The sequence below is a fragment of the Methanomassiliicoccus sp. genome (genome assembly GCA_012719175.1).
GTDB lineage: Archaea > Thermoplasmatota > Thermoplasmata > Methanomassiliicoccales > Methanomassiliicoccaceae > UBA6.
Genome location: JAAYAX010000011.1, coordinates 178,976 through 195,806 on the forward strand (window position 1 = coordinate 178,976; position 16,831 = coordinate 195,806).

At 56.1% G+C, this 16,831-nt stretch carries 25 protein-coding genes; 14 read left to right on the forward strand and 11 right to left on the reverse strand.

Annotated features, from left to right (window positions below; all coding sequences use genetic code 11):
- Positions 1 to 23: 23 nt before the first annotated feature.
- A complete protein-coding gene (locus GXX95_08640; GenBank protein ID NLT38207.1) occupies positions 24 to 332 on the reverse strand; it encodes a hypothetical protein in 309 nt (102 codons plus the stop codon).
- Between the two features lie 163 nt (positions 333 to 495).
- Between GXX95_08640 and GXX95_08645 the strand changes: the two genes are divergently transcribed.
- A complete protein-coding gene (locus tag GXX95_08645; protein ID NLT38208.1) occupies positions 496 to 714 on the forward strand; it encodes a hypothetical protein in 219 nt (72 codons plus the stop codon).
- 159 nt (positions 715 to 873) lie between these two features.
- On the opposite strand, the gene GXX95_08650 is transcribed toward GXX95_08645, so the two are convergent.
- The 4 genes from GXX95_08650 to GXX95_08665 all read right to left on the reverse strand — a co-directional run bounded on the left by GXX95_08650 (position 874) and on the right by GXX95_08665 (position 3,210).
- On the reverse strand, positions 874 to 1,593 hold the full coding sequence (locus GXX95_08650) for a TPM domain-containing protein (GenBank protein NLT38209.1): 720 nt from the start codon (positions 1,591 to 1,593) through the stop codon (positions 874 to 876).
- A gap of 30 nt (positions 1,594 to 1,623) precedes the next feature.
- The gene (locus GXX95_08655; protein ID NLT38210.1) at positions 1,624 to 2,172 is read right to left on the reverse strand and encodes a LemA family protein; all 549 of its coding nucleotides are present in this window, start codon (positions 2,170 to 2,172) and stop codon (positions 1,624 to 1,626) included.
- 84 nt (positions 2,173 to 2,256) lie between these two features.
- A complete protein-coding gene (locus GXX95_08660) occupies positions 2,257 to 2,658 on the reverse strand; it encodes a hypothetical protein (protein NLT38211.1) in 402 nt (133 codons plus the stop codon).
- Between the two features lie 216 nt (positions 2,659 to 2,874).
- On the reverse strand, positions 2,875 to 3,210 hold the full coding sequence (locus GXX95_08665) for a DUF2127 domain-containing protein (GenBank protein NLT38212.1): 336 nt from the start codon (positions 3,208 to 3,210) through the stop codon (positions 2,875 to 2,877).
- A gap of 171 nt (positions 3,211 to 3,381) precedes the next feature.
- On the opposite strand from GXX95_08665, the gene GXX95_08670 reads away from it, so the two are divergent.
- The 3 genes from GXX95_08670 to GXX95_08680 are packed head-to-tail and all read left to right on the forward strand — an operon-like array spanning position 3,382 to position 6,131.
- Positions 3,382 to 4,101 (forward strand): ABC transporter ATP-binding protein, encoded by a 720-nt coding sequence (locus GXX95_08670; protein NLT38213.1) that lies wholly within the window; start codon positions 3,382 to 3,384, stop codon positions 4,099 to 4,101.
- A complete protein-coding gene (locus GXX95_08675; GenBank protein NLT38214.1) occupies positions 4,088 to 5,554 on the forward strand; it encodes a hypothetical protein in 1,467 nt (488 codons plus the stop codon). Before GXX95_08670 ends, GXX95_08675 begins: the two co-directional genes overlap by 14 nt.
- A 22-nt stretch (positions 5,555 to 5,576) precedes the next feature.
- A complete protein-coding gene (locus tag GXX95_08680) occupies positions 5,577 to 6,131 on the forward strand; it encodes a hypothetical protein (protein ID NLT38215.1) in 555 nt (184 codons plus the stop codon).
- Here GXX95_08680 and GXX95_08685 read toward each other — a convergent pair.
- Complete coding sequence (locus GXX95_08685; GenBank protein ID NLT38216.1) at positions 6,128 to 6,310, reverse strand: hypothetical protein; 183 nt, start codon at positions 6,308 to 6,310, stop codon at positions 6,128 to 6,130. The genes GXX95_08680 and GXX95_08685 overlap by 4 nt on opposite strands.
- Before the next feature lie 120 nt (positions 6,311 to 6,430).
- Between GXX95_08685 and GXX95_08690 the strand changes: the two genes are divergently transcribed.
- Genes GXX95_08690 through GXX95_08700 form a run of 3 tightly spaced genes read left to right on the forward strand, consistent with a single transcriptional unit; the run spans position 6,431 to position 8,041 of the window.
- Positions 6,431 to 6,928 carry an ArsR family transcriptional regulator gene (locus GXX95_08690; protein NLT38217.1) on the forward strand — a complete coding sequence of 166 codons (498 nt, stop codon included), beginning with the start codon at positions 6,431 to 6,433 and terminating at the stop codon, positions 6,926 to 6,928.
- Between the two features lie 8 nt (positions 6,929 to 6,936).
- Positions 6,937 to 7,461, forward strand: coding sequence for a tRNA (cytidine(56)-2'-O)-methyltransferase (locus GXX95_08695; protein NLT38218.1), 525 nt, complete (start codon positions 6,937 to 6,939; stop codon positions 7,459 to 7,461).
- Positions 7,462 to 7,510: 49 nt separating this feature from the next.
- Positions 7,511 to 8,041 (forward strand): HDIG domain-containing protein, encoded by a 531-nt coding sequence (locus GXX95_08700; protein NLT38219.1) that lies wholly within the window; start codon positions 7,511 to 7,513, stop codon positions 8,039 to 8,041.
- A gap of 111 nt (positions 8,042 to 8,152) precedes the next feature.
- Here GXX95_08700 and GXX95_08705 read toward each other — a convergent pair whose 3' ends face one another.
- Complete coding sequence (locus GXX95_08705; GenBank protein NLT38220.1) at positions 8,153 to 8,416, reverse strand: photosystem reaction center subunit H; 264 nt, start codon at positions 8,414 to 8,416, stop codon at positions 8,153 to 8,155.
- A gap of 175 nt (positions 8,417 to 8,591) precedes the next feature.
- Between GXX95_08705 and trxA the strand changes: the two genes are divergently transcribed.
- The 3 genes from trxA (at position 8,592) to GXX95_08720 (ending at position 10,484) form a co-directional block, all read left to right on the forward strand.
- A complete protein-coding gene (gene trxA / locus GXX95_08710; GenBank protein ID NLT38221.1) occupies positions 8,592 to 8,987 on the forward strand; it encodes a thioredoxin in 396 nt (131 codons plus the stop codon).
- A gap of 80 nt (positions 8,988 to 9,067) precedes the next feature.
- Positions 9,068 to 9,958: an FAD-dependent oxidoreductase gene (locus GXX95_08715; protein NLT38222.1), complete on the forward strand. Its 891-nt coding sequence runs from the start codon at positions 9,068 to 9,070 to the stop codon at positions 9,956 to 9,958.
- Between the two features lie 4 nt (positions 9,959 to 9,962).
- Positions 9,963 to 10,484: a helix-turn-helix domain-containing protein gene (locus GXX95_08720; GenBank protein ID NLT38223.1), complete on the forward strand. Its 522-nt coding sequence runs from the start codon at positions 9,963 to 9,965 to the stop codon at positions 10,482 to 10,484.
- Here the strand turns inward: GXX95_08720 and GXX95_08725 are convergent.
- The 3 genes from GXX95_08725 to GXX95_08735 are packed head-to-tail and all read right to left on the reverse strand — an operon-like array spanning position 10,481 to position 13,229.
- The gene (locus tag GXX95_08725) at positions 10,481 to 11,251 is read right to left on the reverse strand and encodes an ABC transporter ATP-binding protein (protein NLT38224.1); all 771 of its coding nucleotides are present in this window, start codon (positions 11,249 to 11,251) and stop codon (positions 10,481 to 10,483) included. The two genes, GXX95_08720 and GXX95_08725, sit on opposite strands and share 4 nt — an antisense overlap.
- On the reverse strand, positions 11,233 to 12,057 hold the full coding sequence (locus tag GXX95_08730; GenBank protein NLT38225.1) for an ABC transporter permease: 825 nt from the start codon (positions 12,055 to 12,057) through the stop codon (positions 11,233 to 11,235). Before GXX95_08730 ends, GXX95_08725 begins: the two co-directional genes overlap by 19 nt.
- A 50-nt stretch (positions 12,058 to 12,107) precedes the next feature.
- Positions 12,108 to 13,229: an ABC transporter substrate-binding protein gene (locus GXX95_08735; GenBank protein NLT38226.1), complete on the reverse strand. Its 1,122-nt coding sequence runs from the start codon at positions 13,227 to 13,229 to the stop codon at positions 12,108 to 12,110.
- Positions 13,230 to 13,548: 319 nt separating this feature from the next.
- Between GXX95_08735 and GXX95_08740 the strand changes: the two genes are divergently transcribed.
- From GXX95_08740 to msrB, 4 genes are read left to right on the forward strand one after another with little or no spacing between them, the layout of a single operon-like run.
- Positions 13,549 to 14,010, forward strand: a complete 462-nt coding sequence (locus tag GXX95_08740; protein NLT38227.1) for a helix-turn-helix transcriptional regulator — start codon at positions 13,549 to 13,551, stop codon at positions 14,008 to 14,010.
- The gene (locus tag GXX95_08745; protein ID NLT38228.1) at positions 14,001 to 14,285 is read left to right on the forward strand and encodes a hypothetical protein; all 285 of its coding nucleotides are present in this window, start codon (positions 14,001 to 14,003) and stop codon (positions 14,283 to 14,285) included. The genes GXX95_08740 and GXX95_08745 overlap by 10 nt, the downstream gene beginning before the upstream one ends.
- 15 nt (positions 14,286 to 14,300) lie before the next feature.
- A complete protein-coding gene (locus GXX95_08750) occupies positions 14,301 to 15,836 on the forward strand; it encodes a tRNA uridine(34) 5-carboxymethylaminomethyl modification radical SAM/GNAT enzyme Elp3 (GenBank protein NLT38229.1) in 1,536 nt (511 codons plus the stop codon).
- A gap of 38 nt (positions 15,837 to 15,874) precedes the next feature.
- Positions 15,875 to 16,309, forward strand: coding sequence for a peptide-methionine (R)-S-oxide reductase MsrB (gene msrB, locus GXX95_08755; GenBank protein ID NLT38230.1), 435 nt, complete (start codon positions 15,875 to 15,877; stop codon positions 16,307 to 16,309).
- A gap of 43 nt (positions 16,310 to 16,352) precedes the next feature.
- Here msrB and GXX95_08760 read toward each other — a convergent pair whose 3' ends face one another.
- On the reverse strand, positions 16,353 to 16,598 hold the full coding sequence (locus GXX95_08760; protein ID NLT38231.1) for a PRC-barrel domain protein: 246 nt from the start codon (positions 16,596 to 16,598) through the stop codon (positions 16,353 to 16,355).
- Positions 16,599 to 16,831 lie beyond the last annotated feature (233 nt).

The following is a 16,831-nucleotide window of genomic DNA, read 5'->3' on the forward strand; positions in this document are numbered from 1 at the left end:
ACTGATATTAATGAATTTCGCTCCTATACCAACTGCGTCTTAAGCTCCTGGACGGTCTCTTCCATCATGGCCAGCAGGTCCTTGAGGTGCTCCATGAAAGGCCTCAGCTTCTCGGTGGTGACCGCTCCCTCCGGGGAAGGCTTGATCAGCCCCTCCTGCTCCAGAATCCTCATCGAGTAACGGACCTTGTGTTGAGGGAAATCAAGGAGCTCCGACAGGCGGATGATGCCTATGGGCTCGTTCTCCATGATCGCCTTTAGCATCTGGACATGCCGTTTAAGAAGATCTATCTCGCTCTCGATCTTGCTCGTCAGAACACTTCCGCCCTTCATTTATTACCCCTTCCCTCAGTGTGTGCCATGATAACACTGGAACATATAATAGGGTTTTCCGAACAGGTGGGCTTGTGCTGTGTTCATTGTTTCTTCGCGGAATCAGAACCAGTTTTCAGCGCCCTTGAAATAATACCTCCCAGCTCCTCGTTCGGTGAGTGAAATGGCGGACGCTGAGATCGTCAAATGCAAGGCCTGCGGGAGGAAGATGTCCAAGCAGCGCTCCACGGACCCAGGAGCGCCCAAGCCCGGTTATGAATGCGCCCAGTGCCATGAGTGGGTGTGCGGTGACTGCACCGATTGGAACGCTTCGGACAACACCAAGAAGGTATGTTCTCGGTGCTCGGGGAGGACCGCCCCCCGCAAGTGCGGATGCGACTGATCGTGATACCTCCACACACATAGTGCCCCATCACCGCTGAACGCCCACAGAAAGGCATACTCGGGACCGGCCGGAACATCGTCATATTCGCCAAGCATACCAGAGCCATAGCCCTGCCCCTGATAGTGGGATTTTATTAAGCTCACAGGCCCACGTACATCATCTCCCGGAGGCCCCCCCGCCCCCGGAACGGCCTCCGCCAAACCCTCCCCTGCCCCCGCTCATGATGGCGATCAGGAACAGCAGTGGTCGAAGGGCCCATCCCTTGGTGACCACCGCCAGGAATATGTACGCTACCCCCACCAGGGCCCAATCGCCCCAGGTCAGGGGTATCCAGGAGATCGGATAGGTCCTGTCAGTCCCGCGATCCCCGGAGTACTCGGTTTCCATAATCATGCCCATGGCGAAGGTGAGCTCGAAGAGGCCGTCGCCGTAGCCTCCCGCGGTCATATTGGGTAAAAGGTACTCCTGGGCCAGCCGATTTACTCGCACATCGGTCAGGATGCCCTCCAACCCATAGCCGACCTCTATCCTCCAGGAACCGTCATCGGTCGCTACCACCACGAGGACTCCATTGTCCCTTCCCTCCTTGCCTATGCCATTGTACTGGAAGGTGCGCAGGGCATAGTAGTTTATGTCGTAGGGCTGGGTACTGTTCACGACCACTACTGCTATCTCGCAGGAGGAGTTCAGGTTGACCTCATAGCAGATCTCGTCGATATAGTACAGGTCGCTCTCCGTGAGCACCCCCGCAAGGTCGGTAGTGTAGTACTTCAGCTCCGGTATCCCCTCGTCCCTTCCTGTGTCCGATGGGCGGAGCACCATGTAGGTGGCCGCTATGGTGCCTCCGATGACGATCGCTAGGACAGCAAGTCCCACCACCACCCGGACGGACGATCGCAAACCCTCTCACTGCCCCTGCTGGAAGTAGGAGGCCTGCTCGAAACCGAAGGTACCGGCTAACATATTGTTGGGGAAGCTGAGGATGGCGGTGTTGTACTCGTTCACCGCATCATTATAGAATATCCTGGCTGCGGCAATACGGTTCTGCGTCCCCTCCAGAGACACAATTATATCTCGGATGGTATCGGTCGACTGGATGGCAGGGTACGATTCCACCACGGACATGAAGGCCCCCATCTGGACCATGAACTCGGTACTGAAGTTGACCTGCTCGTTCACCGAACGGTCGGCCATGGTGTTCAGCCACTGAGTACGGAGGGAGGTGATGTTCTCCAGCAGCCCCTGCTCGAAATACATGGACACGTTCTCCTGTTGTAGGAGCTGCGGAACCAGTTCGACCTGGCGCTGGATCTCGACCTCGATATTGCTCCACTTGTTGTTTACGTTCTGATCTTTAGAGATCAGGGAGTTGTAGGAGAGCACTACCGTGAGCACCAGGACGACGATCACCGCTAGGGCGACCACTCCGACCAGAAGGCCCTTTCTTTCAACCATGGGCCGAACCAGACCCTGCCGGTTAATGAACCTTAAGTTGTAGAAATGAATAATTGGTAAAAATGAAAGGGTTTGGATGGTCCATTATTGATTGAACCAAGCCTTCGTAGACGCCATCATCAGGTACACCAGGATGAGGATCGGAATCACTAAGGAGATGATTCCGCTAGCACCCGAGGTGAATAATGAGAATACGCCGCTGATGATCTGCAGTACTGCGAATATCACTCCCAATATCCACGCCCACTTCTTGCCCTTCAGGAAACCCCAGGCGAGGATAAATGCGACAATAGCGAAGATGAGCATGACCGCGCCGATGGCCACGAAGACCCAGGGGCTAAGGTCCAGGAACCACTGGGGAACATCTGTCCCCAACTGAGAGATTAGGTCCTGACTATTGATCACCGCGCCTATGGCGAACATTCCCAAGGCCCCGAAGAGAAGAAGGATCCCTCCCAACACTTCGAGGATCGCGAGAATGGTCACTCCAATGGGCCTTTGCCTTTGCTGGGGCATGGGATAATAAGGTCCAGGCTGCTGCTGGTATGGCTGCTGAGGATACGGTTGCTGTTGATATTGCTGGTCATATTGCGGGGGTTGATAGGGTTGCGGCTGTCCCGGTTGTTGATCTGACGCCATAAGGAATGAATGAGCGGTCCTAATAATAATTAATTTCTAAAAAAATGGATATAGAAGGTGTTTCTACCGTCCGAAGAAGGCCTTTACCTCTGGCCTCATCAGATAGTAGACGATGATGGCGTTGATGAGCAGGCTCACGATGCCGGTGAATCCACCGCCTATAAGGCCCAGTATCCCGAAGATCACACCCAGTATGCCGAAGATGAGTGCGAGCAACCATGCCCATTTCTTCCCGGTCCACAAGCCCCAGGCGATTATGAGCTGGAATAGGCCGATCAAGATCGTGAATCCGCCAAAGACTATCCCTAGAGGTGCAAGGATCCCTGTCGACGTGACCCCGATCGCGGCTACCCCACCTATAAGGGTCATGATCCCGCCCAGAGCGTTCAATATCGCCAATATCGTGACTCCGAGCGGCCTGGTCTTTCCCGGAGCAGTCCCAAATGCCTGATTGGCAACTGTCATCCAGTTCCAATTATAATTTCGATTGATAAAACTATCTGGCTGAGTTCAGATTCTGGTGATAACCGGGTCATAGTGATTATATAACCAACGAGGAATGGAACGTGCATGCCCGCCATCCTCGTGCAGGACCTGAGAAAGAAGTATGCGGCCGTCAACGCTTTGGACGGGGTCAATTTCACCGTCCCCAAAGGCACGTTCTTCGGATGTTTCGGTCCCAACGGAGCCGGCAAGTCTACCCTTCTGAAGGTCCTCACCGGGCAGATACCACAGACCAGTGGCAGCGCCCAGGTACTGGGCCTTGAGGTCCGGGACCATGGCGTTAGGGTGCGAGAGATGATAGGCATAGTTCCAGAGGTGGAATCACCACCCAGCTACCTTACCGCCTACGAGTTCCTGTACTTCGTGGCTCAGGTCCGGAAGATCGACGATATCGAGAAAAGAATCGACAGGTGGCTGAGCTTCTTCGATCTGGAGGAGACGAAGGGGACGCTGTGCAAGGACCTCTCCAAGGGTATGCGCCAGAAGGTCATGCTATCGGCGGCGTTCATCCACGAGCCCGAACTATTGTTCCTCGACGAGCCTTTCGTGAACCTTGATCCCATATACCAGCACAAGCTCAAGGAATACCTGCTGGAGCTGAGGGGGCAGGGGCGTACCATCTTCCTTTGCTCCCATATCCTGGAGATGGCTCAGAAGCTATGCCAGGAGATGGTGATACTCAACCGCGGAAAGGTCGTGGCCAGCGGTCGCGTGGAGGACCTGACGGTGAACGAGGACCTGGAATCGCTGTTCCTGCGCATGGTGAGCGAGGATGCATCTACTTAAGCTGATGCTGCGGGAGGAGTACCGCCTTCATGTTTCCTACTCCTCGGCCCGCATGTTCGTGGCCATACCCGTGTTCGTCTTCGCCATAGCGCTGGTGATGTCCCTTACCTTGACCAACATCCAGAGCACCATCGGGCTGAAGGACCTCATCACGAATCTCAATGCCGGCGTCTTCCTTTACGGCATCAGCGTGGGGACCATCGGGTTCATGGGCCGGACCTACGTTGAACGGCGGCAGGGCAAGAACAACTATATCGTGGCCATGCCCGCCCTCCTCCCCATGTCCTACTCCTCGACCTTCCTGGGCATGTTCCTCAGGGATGTCCTCTTCTACCTCGCGCTCATGTTGGGGCCGGCCTTCCTGGGCCTTATCACCGCGGCCGCGATCGTCCCCTACTCCATGATATCTGTGGCCTCCGTGTGCACCACCATGGTCCTCTCCTTCATGTTCGGCATCTCCCTCAGCTTCGCCATCTCCGTCATAGGCTCCCGGGACCGCATCGCCTTCGCGGTGCTGGTGATCGCCTTCCTGGCCCTGCTCATCGGGTTCGGTGGGCTCCACCTCTACGGGATGGAGGCCATCCTGCCGTCCATCGGGTTCCAGATGTCGCTTCCACCGTTCGGATACGACCTGGGTACGGCCTTCTCCTTCCTCGTACTGACCATATGCGCCTTCGTGGGCTTCACGGCCTTGGCGGTGCTGTGCGTTGCCGAGTCCTATGAGGGGGAGGCGAAGAAGAAGGTGGCACAGAGCGTCATCCTTCCGTCCTATAACAAGCGTTTCGCCTTCGCCCGCTCCTACCAGCCTATCCTGGCCAAGGAGTTCGTGGACCTGAAGAGGAGCGGCACCTTAGGCAAGATGGTGTTCACCTTCATCGCTCCCCTGGCCTTCCTCAGCTTCACCACCTGGTACGTGAACAACGGTCTCAACGTCCCTGTGGGCTTCAACCTCGTGTTCTACGCCGCCATGGTGGGGTTCTTCGGGGTGATGCTCTACTCCTGGCTGACCAACATGGACGTCGTCGACTACTACGAGACCATGCCGGTCAGCGTGCCCAAGGTCATCCGCGCGAAGCTGATGATGTACCTGTTCCTCACCACCGGGATATCCACCGCTTTCGTCCTCATGATAGCATTCCTCAACGACGAGACCAGGCTACTGTGGCTAGCCCTACCCGTGCTGTACGTCACATCGGCCTATATGGTGGTGTCCATTTCCCACCTCACCGGGTTGCACCCTAACTCCTTCCTGTTCAATCCCGACGTACTGCTCAAGTTCTCTCTCATCTCGTTACTTCCTGACATCTGCCTCACCATCCTCTCGTTCTCCGTGGACCGGGACCCGGTGGTGTCCATCGCGGCCATCATAATGGTTTTGGGCTTCCTGCTCTTGGTGACCTTCCTGTTGCTCAAGAGGTTGGACAGGAAGTGGTCTAACACAGGATTTAATTGAGCGGAGGTCGTCATAGGCTGAAATGGACATCGGATTCGTCGCCAGAAAAGCAGTGCACATATCCGCCCCCTTGTTCCTGGTTTACTACTTCCTTCCCACACCTCTGTGGCCTGGCGGGATATCGCGCGAGTCCGGCCTGCTGCTCGCCCTGGCCCTGGCGATGGCCTTCGAGCTATCCCGCCTAGTGCTGGGGTTCCGGGTCCTGGGCATGCGGGAGTACGAGGCGGATCAGATGTCGGCGGGGGCGTGGGCGGCCATCGCCCTGACCTTCGCCTTTATCTTCTTCCCACTGGAGATGGCCGCGCCGGTCATCATAGGAATGGCTCTGGTCGACCCCGTGATAAGTGTTGTCAGAAATACCAGATGGTATCCCTGGCTGCCCTACCTGATCCACGCAGCCATCATGATAACGGTGCTATCGCTCCTCCTTCAGCTGGATCTGAGGATCGTGCTAGTGTCGCTGGCAACGTCGGCCGTGGCCATCGCCGCCGAGGGCATCAAAACAAGGTATGTGGACGACGACTTCCTGATGATCGCGCTGCCGCTGATCGGCATGGCGGTCCTTCTCAGTGTCTAATCCTTCTTTTGCTTGCGCCATACGACAGTGCCGAAGAAGCCCTTCTTGGGGTAACGGTCGTAGTGCTTGATGAAAGGCTGGTAGGGTCCCTCGCACTCCTTGAGGGCCTGCTCCTCACTATCAAAGACCTTGCCGTTCCAAGCGCATTGATACTTAACATCACTGGGCTTTTTAGCCATCGGGACGTGTAAATCAACCGCGGTAGATAACCTTTGAGGTCGTACCTTTCCCCCCGGGGGCATATGCCCCTAGAATGTGGCGGTAGTCCTTTATATTCATACAAACTAATCAGGTCGTCTATGAACAGAATCAAGGTTATCAACGAGCCATCGGAACTTGTACCGATGCTGCGGGCTGTTGATACCCAGATAAAGAGAGAGGTCCTCAAGGAAGTTACTTTGGAGTGGAGGACCACCAAGGAGATCGAGGCCAAGTTCGGGGAAGAAGGGTCGAACGCTTTGAAGTTCTTTGAAAAGATGAAGCTCGTGGAGACCCGCTGGCAATCTACGAGCGGGTCCTTCCCGGAAAAGGCCTACCATACCTATTACACCTCTTTTCATATTAACGCCTCCTGGCCTGTTTATGAGATCTCTGACGTCCTTGCTGCCGCCATGATGCCGGAGGACGAGTTCGAGAAGCTGGAGAAGCAGATATTCAAAGAGGTCGGGCCCGAGGGGCGCTTCGCCGGGGATATCGCCGAGAAGCTGGGCATAACATCCACTATGCTTCGCAGCCTGGTCAAACGCTCTGTGCGCCTGGACTACCGCGGGCACCGCATTGAACGCCTCAAGGAGTAAAGGTTCCGATGACCGAGATCTATATCCTTAGGCTCGGCCATCGCCCGGAGAGGGACAAGCGGGTCACCACCCACGTGGCCCTGACCGCGCGCGCCTTCGGTGCCCAAGGGATCTATGTCTCCACCCGCGACGAGGAACTGGAGCGGAGCGTGAGATCGGTGGTCAAGCGTTTCGGAGGGGACTTCTGCATCACCACCGGGGTTAAGTGGAAGGAGCTGCTGCGCAACTTCGAGGGTACAATGGTCCACCTCACCATGTACGGCACTCACATCGACGACGCCCTCCCCCATATACGCAACGCGATGACCGAGAGATTGCTCATCGTGGTGGGAGCGGAGAAGGTACCCCCGGAGGTATATCAGGCCGCCACCTTCAACGTCGGCATGGGAAACCAGCCGCACTCCGAGGTCGCCGCCCTGGCAGTTTTCCTGGACCGCCTCAAGCAAGGGGAGGGGCTCAGGGCCGATTTCCAGGGGCACATGAAGGTGATCCCCTGCGCACGGGGGAAGAAGGTTGTCACCGATACCGAATGAGCAACAGTGCCTCGATCTTCTCAGGGCCCAGGGGACGACCGACAGGGTGATGAAGCACGTGTGCACGGTCACCCGGTTGGCCGTGGCCATAGCCCGGAGCTGCAGAGCCGATATGGACCTGGTCCGGGCGGGGGCGTTGCTACACGATATCGGAAGGTCGAGGACGCACGGCATCCAGCACGGTGTGGTGGGGGAAGATATCGCCCGTTCCTTGTCGCTTCCGGAACCTCTTGTCCTGATCATCCGCAAGCACGTGGGCGCCGGGATCCTGCCGGGGGAGGCCGTAGCGCTGGGGCTGCCGGACCGGGACTACATGCCTTCGACGTTGGAGGAGAAGATCGTGTGCCACGCCGACAACCTGGTGGGGGATGATCGCTACTTATCCTCCCAAGAATCGTACCAGGACTTCCTACGCAAGGGGTTGGACGATGCCGGGAGGAGGATGTTGGACATGCATCGGGAGCTCTCCGAGGTGTGTGGCGGGGACATAAACAAGATCGTTCTGGAGCTTACGTCCACAGCAGAACATGGCCCGTGCTCGAAATATCTGGAGATGAGGATACAGAAATGGTCCGAGTGAACCGCTAACCGTTCCAAATATATTCAAGGTCGGGACATATCAACGGCAACCCTCGGTCCCGGTAACGAGAAAAACGCTCTCCCTTTGGGGAAGCCCGTCCGAAGGAGAAGCTCAGATCTTGGCGGCCGGCTTCTTCGTGGTGACCCTCTTGGGGAAGTACTTCAACAAGATGATGTCGCCTACCGACTGGATCCATCGGAAGGGAACGTTCACGGCCCTTGACTCTTCGACCAACAAGGGGTTTGTCTCGCTGACGAACAAACCATCCACACGCTTGTTCTCGAGATCTATAACGAGGTTGTTGACGTTTCCCAAGAATATCCCGTTCGACGTGTAGACCTGCAATCCGATCAGTTCAGACGCTTCCTCTAGCATGAGTCATCCCATCGTGGTATCCTCTTCCTCATTTTAATAGCTTATGTACCCATAACGCTGCTGGAAGAGTAAGACCCTCCGTTTTTTTGATAACCTGACCTTGTTTTGGAAATGTATTTATGACAGAAATCGTAATACGGTTTTTCATATTATTTGCATAACCGATGGTGGACACATGGATGATCTTGATGAGATAAGGGAGAGGAAGAGGCAGGAACTGATGAGAGAGGCAGAGGCTGTCGAGGATTGGCCCTCGCAGCCCATGGATGTCAGTGACGCCTCCTTCAACGACTTCATAAAAAGATACAGAGTGGTGCTCGTGGACTGCTGGGCCCCGTGGTGCGGACCGTGCCGCATGGTGGCGCCGATTATCGACGCCCTGGCCCATGAACTGAAAGGGAAGATAGCATTCGGCAAGCTCAACACCGACCTGAACCCCCGGACCTCCATGCGGTTCCAGATCGAGGCCATACCCACGATGCTTGTGTTCAAGGACGAGGAGATGGTGGACAGGATAGTGGGGGCCAAGCCCAAGGACGACCTCGCCAGACGCCTTAAGGCGTTCCTCTGAGGAAACCCCTTCAATTTCTACATATCGGTCTGCGGAGGCACGAAGGTATTAGAACCCGTCCAGCCCATTGATGGTGGGGGATGCGATTGGACGCTGATATCACCATCATAGGGATCGGCCCGGCTGGCCTGCAGGCGGCCATCCACGCCGCGCGGAAAAAGGTCAAGGTCGTGGCGGTAGGGAAGACAGAGAACTCTGCACTGATGAAGGCCGAGGTCGAGAACTATCTTGGCCTGGAGTCGATGTCCGGGAGGGACATACTTCGTGTGGGCAGAGAACAAGCTATAAGGTTCGGTGCCGAGGTCCTGGAGGAGGACGTCATCAAGCTCACAAAGGAGCAGGACATCTTCTTGACCGTAACCGACAGTGACCGTGAGATACGGTCTAAGGCAGTAATACTGGCAATGGGCATATCGCGGGCCAAGCTGAACATACCTGGAGAGAAGGAGCTTCTCGGCAAGGGGGTCAGCTACTGTGCCTCCTGCGATGCTGGTTTCTTCAAGGGGCGTCCGGTGGCGGTAATTGGCGAGGAGAGCGAGGCCGCGGAGTCCGCCATCCTATTGTCGGAGATAGCCTCCCAGGTCTACTGGGTGCATAGAGAGCTCAAGGCTTCCCAGCACATGCTGGAAAAGGTTAAAAGGACTAAGGTGGAGATGGTGCCGGGCAAAGCGCTGCGCATCGTCGGCGACCCCACCGTCAACAGCCTGGAGGTGGAGGGCGGAAGGACACTAGAGGTCAACGGCGTGTTCATCGCTCTCGGCGCAAAAGGATCGATCGAGCTGGCCCTGGACCTGGGGGTCATGCCAGATCCCAGCGGAATGATAGCCGTGGACGGAGACTGTCGCACGGAGATGGAGATGGTCTACGCCTGCGGTGACGTCACGGGAAACCCTTGGCAGCTCGCCCGGGCGGTCGGCCAGGGGTGTGTCGCGGGGGAGAACGCCGCCAAGGCCATCCGTCAGGGGAAGTGATCCCGTGTCCCTGGAGAACGAGCTGGTGGCCGGCATCCTGCGTGAGGAAGGGGGTTTCCGCGAGGCATTGAGAAAGGTACTGGAGGAGGACCTGAAGATGAGCATCCATGAGTTCTGCTCCCAGACCGGCCTGTCGCCATCCACGATCTATAAGATCATGCAGGACCAGCGTGAGCCCAACCTACGGACGGTGAGGGACATCATACGCGCCGTCCGCAGGATGGAGACCAAACCTCACGGCAACTTCATCGCTGTGATCGCCGCCCGCCCGGTCCTCAGCAGGATCGAGGAGCGGACCGTCAGGCTCAACAACCGCGACATACGCGTCAAGGAGTATCCCGCCAACAGCATGGAGGATGCCATCGTGGCTGCGGTCATGGCCGAGAAGGACGGGGCGCTGGCCATAGTCTGCGCACCAATCGTGGCGCCGACGATACAGAAGATCCTGACCATCCCGGTATCTATCGTCATACCGAGGGACAGCATCCTCCACGCCATAGAGGTGGCCGCTCAGAAAACGCTTTAGTTCCCCTGCCTTTGCTGCTCCAGCTCGTCCAGGATGGTCTTCCTGAGGTTGATGAAATCTGGATGGGCACGGTCCCGGGGTCGGGGCAATGAGACCTTATAGATCTCCTTCACCTTGCCTGGCCGCCCGGTCATGACCACGATCCGGTCAGAAAGATACACGGCCTCGTCCACCGAGTGCGTGACGAAGATGACCGTCTTCTTGGTCTCTTCCCAGATGCGCAACAGCTCCTTTTGCATGAGGTTCCTGGTCTGAGCATCCAGCGCACCGAAGGGCTCATCCATGAGGAGGATCTCCGGATTGGACGCCAGCGCCCGAGCGATACCGACACGCTGCTTCATCCCTCCAGAGAGCTGGTTGGGGTGGGAGTTCTCGAAACCAGTGAGACCAACAAGGTCGATGAACCTTTTTGAGATCTCGTTCTTTTTCGCATCATCCATCTTTTGGACCTCTAGTCCGAACTCCACATTCTTCTTCACCGATCGCCAAGGTAACAGGCCGAACTCCTGGAACACCATGCCTCGGTCGGACCCCGGTCCGGTTATGGGGTTGCCCCTGAGAGTGAGCTCTCCAGAGGTGGGGGACTGCAGCCCTGCAATGATCCTCAGCACTGTGGTCTTGCCGCATCCTGAAGGTCCCAGGAGGCAGATGAACTCCCCCTCCTTGACATCAAGTTGGAAACCCGAGACCGCAATCATCTCGGTGTCGTCCTTGGGAAAGGTCTTGATCAGGTTCTTGATAGAGAGGATCATTCCATCCCCATCCATTTTTTCACTCGGCCCTCGATTAGCGTGCCAGCTACCAATGTCAGAATTCCGAGGATCGCCACTGCGATCATTCCAGCGAACATGATATCATATCTTCCCACGGTCTGACCTCCTACGATTATGGCACCCACTCCACCACCTTGGGCTGCCAGCATCTCGGCGGCCACTATACACATCCAGCCGACCCCCAGACCTATCTTCACTCCAGCCATCATGTAGGGGATGGAGGAAGGGAACATCACCTTGCTGAACACCTGCCATCGGTTCGCCCCTTGGGTCTTGGCAGCATCGATAATAAGGGGATCTACGCTGCGCACTCCGAAGATGACGTTGGATAGGACCGGGAAGAACACACCTATGAATATTGTCAGGATAGGTCCCCAGAAGAACCCTGCCGCCAGCAGCAAGAAAGGAACCCATGCTATCGGAGGTATGGGCCGTAGTACCTCCACTGTCGGCCAGGCCAGGGCATTTGCATACTCAGAATACCCGATTATTAGTCCTAGCGGCACAGCGATTACCATTGCTAAGATGAAACCAAGCAGGAAACGCACTAAGCTCGCATAGATGTTAGCTAAGAGAGAAACGCGTGTAGCAGGGTCCTGCGTCCATGATTGGACCAATGCCTCCCAGACCTCCGGGGGCGTCGGCAGGAATTGATATCCCTGCCCCTGGAAGTATAGCGCCAGCATCCACCAGATCGCCAGGAAGATGGGGAGGGAGATGATCGATAGGGATGTTTTAATAAGGTTCTCCCTCGTGAGAAAGCGTTTTCTTAGGACCCTCATGTCTAACAAAGATGACATCGTTTCTTCTCCTTCAGATGGATAATAATAAAAAAAGGTTTGGAGGTGGTTTAGGATTTTACCACTTCATATCCATAGCGATCCGCTATCTCTAAAAGAAGCAGATACTGGATGGAGGATATGCCCGGTTCTCCGATCGTCGTACCATCAAGATCATCGATGCTCTTGATATCGTTGTTGACGATGAGAGCCGAACCCTCGGTGTTCGCGAGAGCGACTATGGAAACGTCCAGCTTCTGGTTGGCGACGTTGAGAATGGTCGGGGGCGCTCCCAGATAGCCGACATCCATGTCATTTCCAGCAAAGCCGGTCATGACCGCGCCACCGTTGGCATAACCGCTGCCCGGCATGGCGGAGGGAGCCACGGCGTTTATTCCGTAGGCGGCGAACACGCTGCGGTCGCCAAGGCCGAGTAGGCTTCCCACCTCTGCGCTCATCGCCACTACCCTGGAGAATTGGTGCAGGTCACCGTTAAGGTAGCCGATCCTGACGGTCGTCAGGGGAGAACCGGAAGCCACGGGCATCACCGAGCTGACCTCGGCCAGGAGAGAGGTATCGACCAGTCCATTCACGAAGGCATCCACATCGGGAACATCGGATGCCTTGATGAGGCTGGAGGAGACATAGGAGTTGGTGAAGTTCTTGAAGTAATTCTCCTGTGCGGCCGTCAGGTCGTACTCGATGGTCATATGCTCGAGAGCGGAGGCCACAACGGTGGTGTTGCGGTTACTGAACGACGCTCCCAGGGTGAGCAACAAGCTGTAGTTTGCCTGACCCTCTGTCGTGTTCTTGTTCGCAACAGTCTCCACTATCCAGTTGTTGGCCTCGATATGGGCCTTGAGGACGGCTAGGGCAGCGTCCCTGTCGGAGTTGATGAACGTCTGGTCCATGGCAACGACACAGCATGGATGGTCCGGCCATATATCTCCGGACCACAGAAGGGCATGGCCAGTTCCGTTGGTGATGGAGTCAGAACAGTATGGTTCCCAGCTCACTCCACCATCTATTTGGCCTGATTGTATGTACGCTTGCTGATTAACAGGTGCCACATCGAGATACTTGATCGTCTTGGTGGTAGCAGTGGGATTCAAAACTCCCGATAGTGCTACACCAGCTACGACAATAATCGCGGCGATGGCGACCACGGCGGCTATGAGGTAACTTTTCTTCAATTGTACACCTAGGTCGTCAACCGAAGTTTTGTTATAAATGATTTATGTATAGTTAGGAAATAATTAACCCAAAGGTGTAAAAGATTCTGACATTTCTACAATTGTATCTTCATCTGGCTATGTTCTATTCTTATTAGAATTGATAATGAGATATTTCATGAACTAAATAATAAATTTTAAAATATTAATTTGAAAGCACTATAAATATTAAATCATTTAAAGCAATTATTCAGTGTTAAACGTTAGCTACTTGGTTTTTTAGACACTTACTATAACAAAAAAAGCTAATAGTTTAATTTAATATTGCTGGCCGACACTAATGTTCGAGCTCAACGTGGAAAGCAACACCCCTCTCACACCTTTGACGGATGTTGATGAGATCGCCCTGCAGTTCCTCACCCACATAGGGTACATTCCCAAGGGGTACAACCCCAAGACCAGCGTGGTCGACACCCAGGACAGTGTCCCCTACCGCCTGTTCATGGACTGTTTCGTTCGGAACATGAAGAGGCCATGGCTGGTGGAGGAGCTGGCCGCGCAGCTGAGGACCACCAAGCCCACCATATACCGTCACCTCAACAAGCTCAAGGCAGTCGACATACTGGAAGAGGTGGAGACGGAGCGTGACGGGTCCTTAAAGAAGGGCTATCGCATCCGCTATGGGGACCTGCGCAAGGCATGGAGCTTCACCGAAGCTAACGTGGAAATGGCCATGCAGAACTATCGGCAAACGGTGGACCACCTGCAGAAGCTGATCGAGGAGGAGAACAAATGGCAGTGAAAGATAACGAGCAGTTGATAACCATTGGTTCCAAGTACCGGATAATGAGCATCGGTGGCAAGGACGATACGATGACCTCCACAGGAGAGTTCCGTGGCTACGCTGCCTTCGCCAACGAGACCGCGTTGGTCCTCAAGCTGGACGCTTCAGACGGACAGGAGGAGGGGCGCATCCGTTTCCTTCCCTACCGCGCGGTCATGTGCATCGACGTCCTGGAGATGGCCTCCAAGGAAGTGAAGGAGAAGAAGGAAGACAATCAGGTCTACTATCGATGATCATAAGGTGCTTTATTGGGCTATCATGAGGACCTCGTCAGGATGATCCTGGATGGGGAGATAGAGGACAAGGAGGGGCTGCAGCGGGCCAAGATCTCCCTGTGCCGGAAATATTCTCTACCAGGAGTGCCGCGCAACTCCGAGATATTGGCATCGGTCAGCGATAAGGACCGGCCAAGGGTTCAGGAGCTGCTGCGTCGCAAGCCCGTACGCACGCTATCCGGAGTGGCGGTGGTGGCGGTGATGACCTCCCCCGCCCCATGTCCCCATGGGAAGTGCATATACTGCCCTGGAGGGGTGGAGAGCGGGTCCCCGCAATCGTATACTGGCAAGGAGCCTGCGGCCCGCAGGGGGGCGTCCTTCGACTTCGACCCTTACGAACAGGTGCGGGGACGCATAGAGCAGTTGGAGGCCATAGGCCATGGTACGGACAAGATAGACCTGATAATCATGGGCGGCACCTTCACCTCCCGCCCCCAAGATTACCAAACAGACTTCGTCAAGCGCTGCTTCGACGCCATGAACCGATCTCGGTCCGATGGTCTAGAGGAGGCCCAGCTCCTCAACGAGCAGGCGCCGCACCGCTGTATAGGCATGACCATCGAGACCAGGCCAGATGCTCTCACGGAGCAGCAGGTGGAAATGTCCATGTCCATGGGCATGACGCGGGTGGAGATGGGCGTCCAGATACTGGACGAGGACATCCTGAGAGAGGTGAACCGCGGCCATGGTCTGCAGGCGGTGATCGACGGCACCCGTATGGCGAAGCGACACGGGCTCAAGGTCTGCTACCATCTCATGCCCGGCCTCCCCGGTTCGTCCCCTGAGAAGGACCTGGCCAGTTTCCGACGGGTGTTCGAGGACCCAGACTTCCGTCCGGACATGCTGAAGCTGTACCCTACTCTGGTGGTCAAGGGGACCAAGCTGTTCGACATGTGGTCCAAGGATGAGTACCGACCGTACACCACGGAGGAGGCGGTAGAGGTCATGGCGGAGATGAAAAGGATCGTACCGCCGTGGGTGAGGATCCAACGCATCCAGAGGGACATACCGGTACCGCTCATCCACGCGGGGGTGGACAAGGGGCACCTGCGAGAGCTGATAAAGGAGCGCATGAGGTCCCAGGGCCACGGGTGCCGGTGCATCCGCTGCCGAGAGGTCGGCCTCATGGGCATCAGGAACTACGGCCCCGAGGACGTATCGATCAATGAGACCTACTACGATGCTTCTGGCGGCCAGGAGCACTTCATATCCCTGGACATCAAGGACCGGGACGCTCTAATCGGTTACGTTCGCCTGCGCACCGGGAATAGTCCCCTGGCCAGCATAAGGGAGCTGAAGGTCTTCGGACGCATGGCGCCCATCAGCCAGAAGGGAGATGGATGGCAGCACCACGGCCACGGGAAGGAGCTCGTGTCCCTGGCCGAGGAGAGAGCGCGGGAGGAGGGATGCAGGTCGATCAGGGTCACGAGCGGGGTCGGCGTGCGTAACTACTACCGGGCTATCGGCTACCAGAGGGTCGGAGCGTACATGGAAAAGCGATTGTTCTGAGGGTAAAGATGAATAGGTGAAGACCCCGTACCCCCTCAATGTATACAGGCTCCAGGGGAAGGATAGTAAGGTCTGTAGAGGAATGGAGGGAGAGCCTGACCGCAGATCAGTTTCGCATACTGCGGCAGAACGGCACCGAGAGACCTTTTGTGAACCAGTATTGGAACAACCATGACATCGGGACCTACGCATGCGCGGGATGCGGAAATGAGCTGTTCCTGTCCGAGAACCAGTTCGACTCCGGCACGGGTTGGCCTTGCTTCTCCTCTCCCTGCGGAGGGGATTCGGTGGAGACCAGCCTGGAGGTGCGGTTCGGAAGGAGACGCATCGCCGTGTCCTGTGCTCATTGCGGAGGGCATCTCGGCCACGTGTGCGATGACAGCTCTCAGATGACCGGACTAAGGTACTGCATCAACTCCGGCGCCATGACATTCTTCCCGAACAGGAAGCTGAAGAAACTGAAGAGAAAATAAGGTTCGGAGGGGATCTTACCCGGTCCCCGACGGGCATTCTCCTTCAGGCGTTGGAAACGGACATGACCACGACGTCTCGGACCGCCCTCATCTCGCTGAACGGGAGGACCAGGCGTCCCTGGGGATCGGTCTTGTAAAGCCTGGTCTCTACCTCTTCGGCAGGTACTACCAGCACGTTCTGGATATCTCCGGATGAGGTGTTCACCAAAAAGTTCTCGATCATGCCGAGGATCTGCCCATCGTTGGTCATTACGGTCTTTCCCTTGAGCTCTGTAATGAATTTTCGCATTCAACCATCCCATCTGAGCATTAGTGCGACTGGTATATGCAATAGGTTGTCAATATAATAATCTATCGCGCTGTGCTCGAGCATTGGCCAGCATCCTCTGCGAGAGACGGAGATCTTACAGCCCGCCCCCCTTCAAACGATCCTCCCGGGGGATCGCCGCACCAAATGACAGAGTGTAGCTAAGGGCCCTTCGAAGACCATGGGACCGGCTCGGTCCATCACCGATGGAAGCA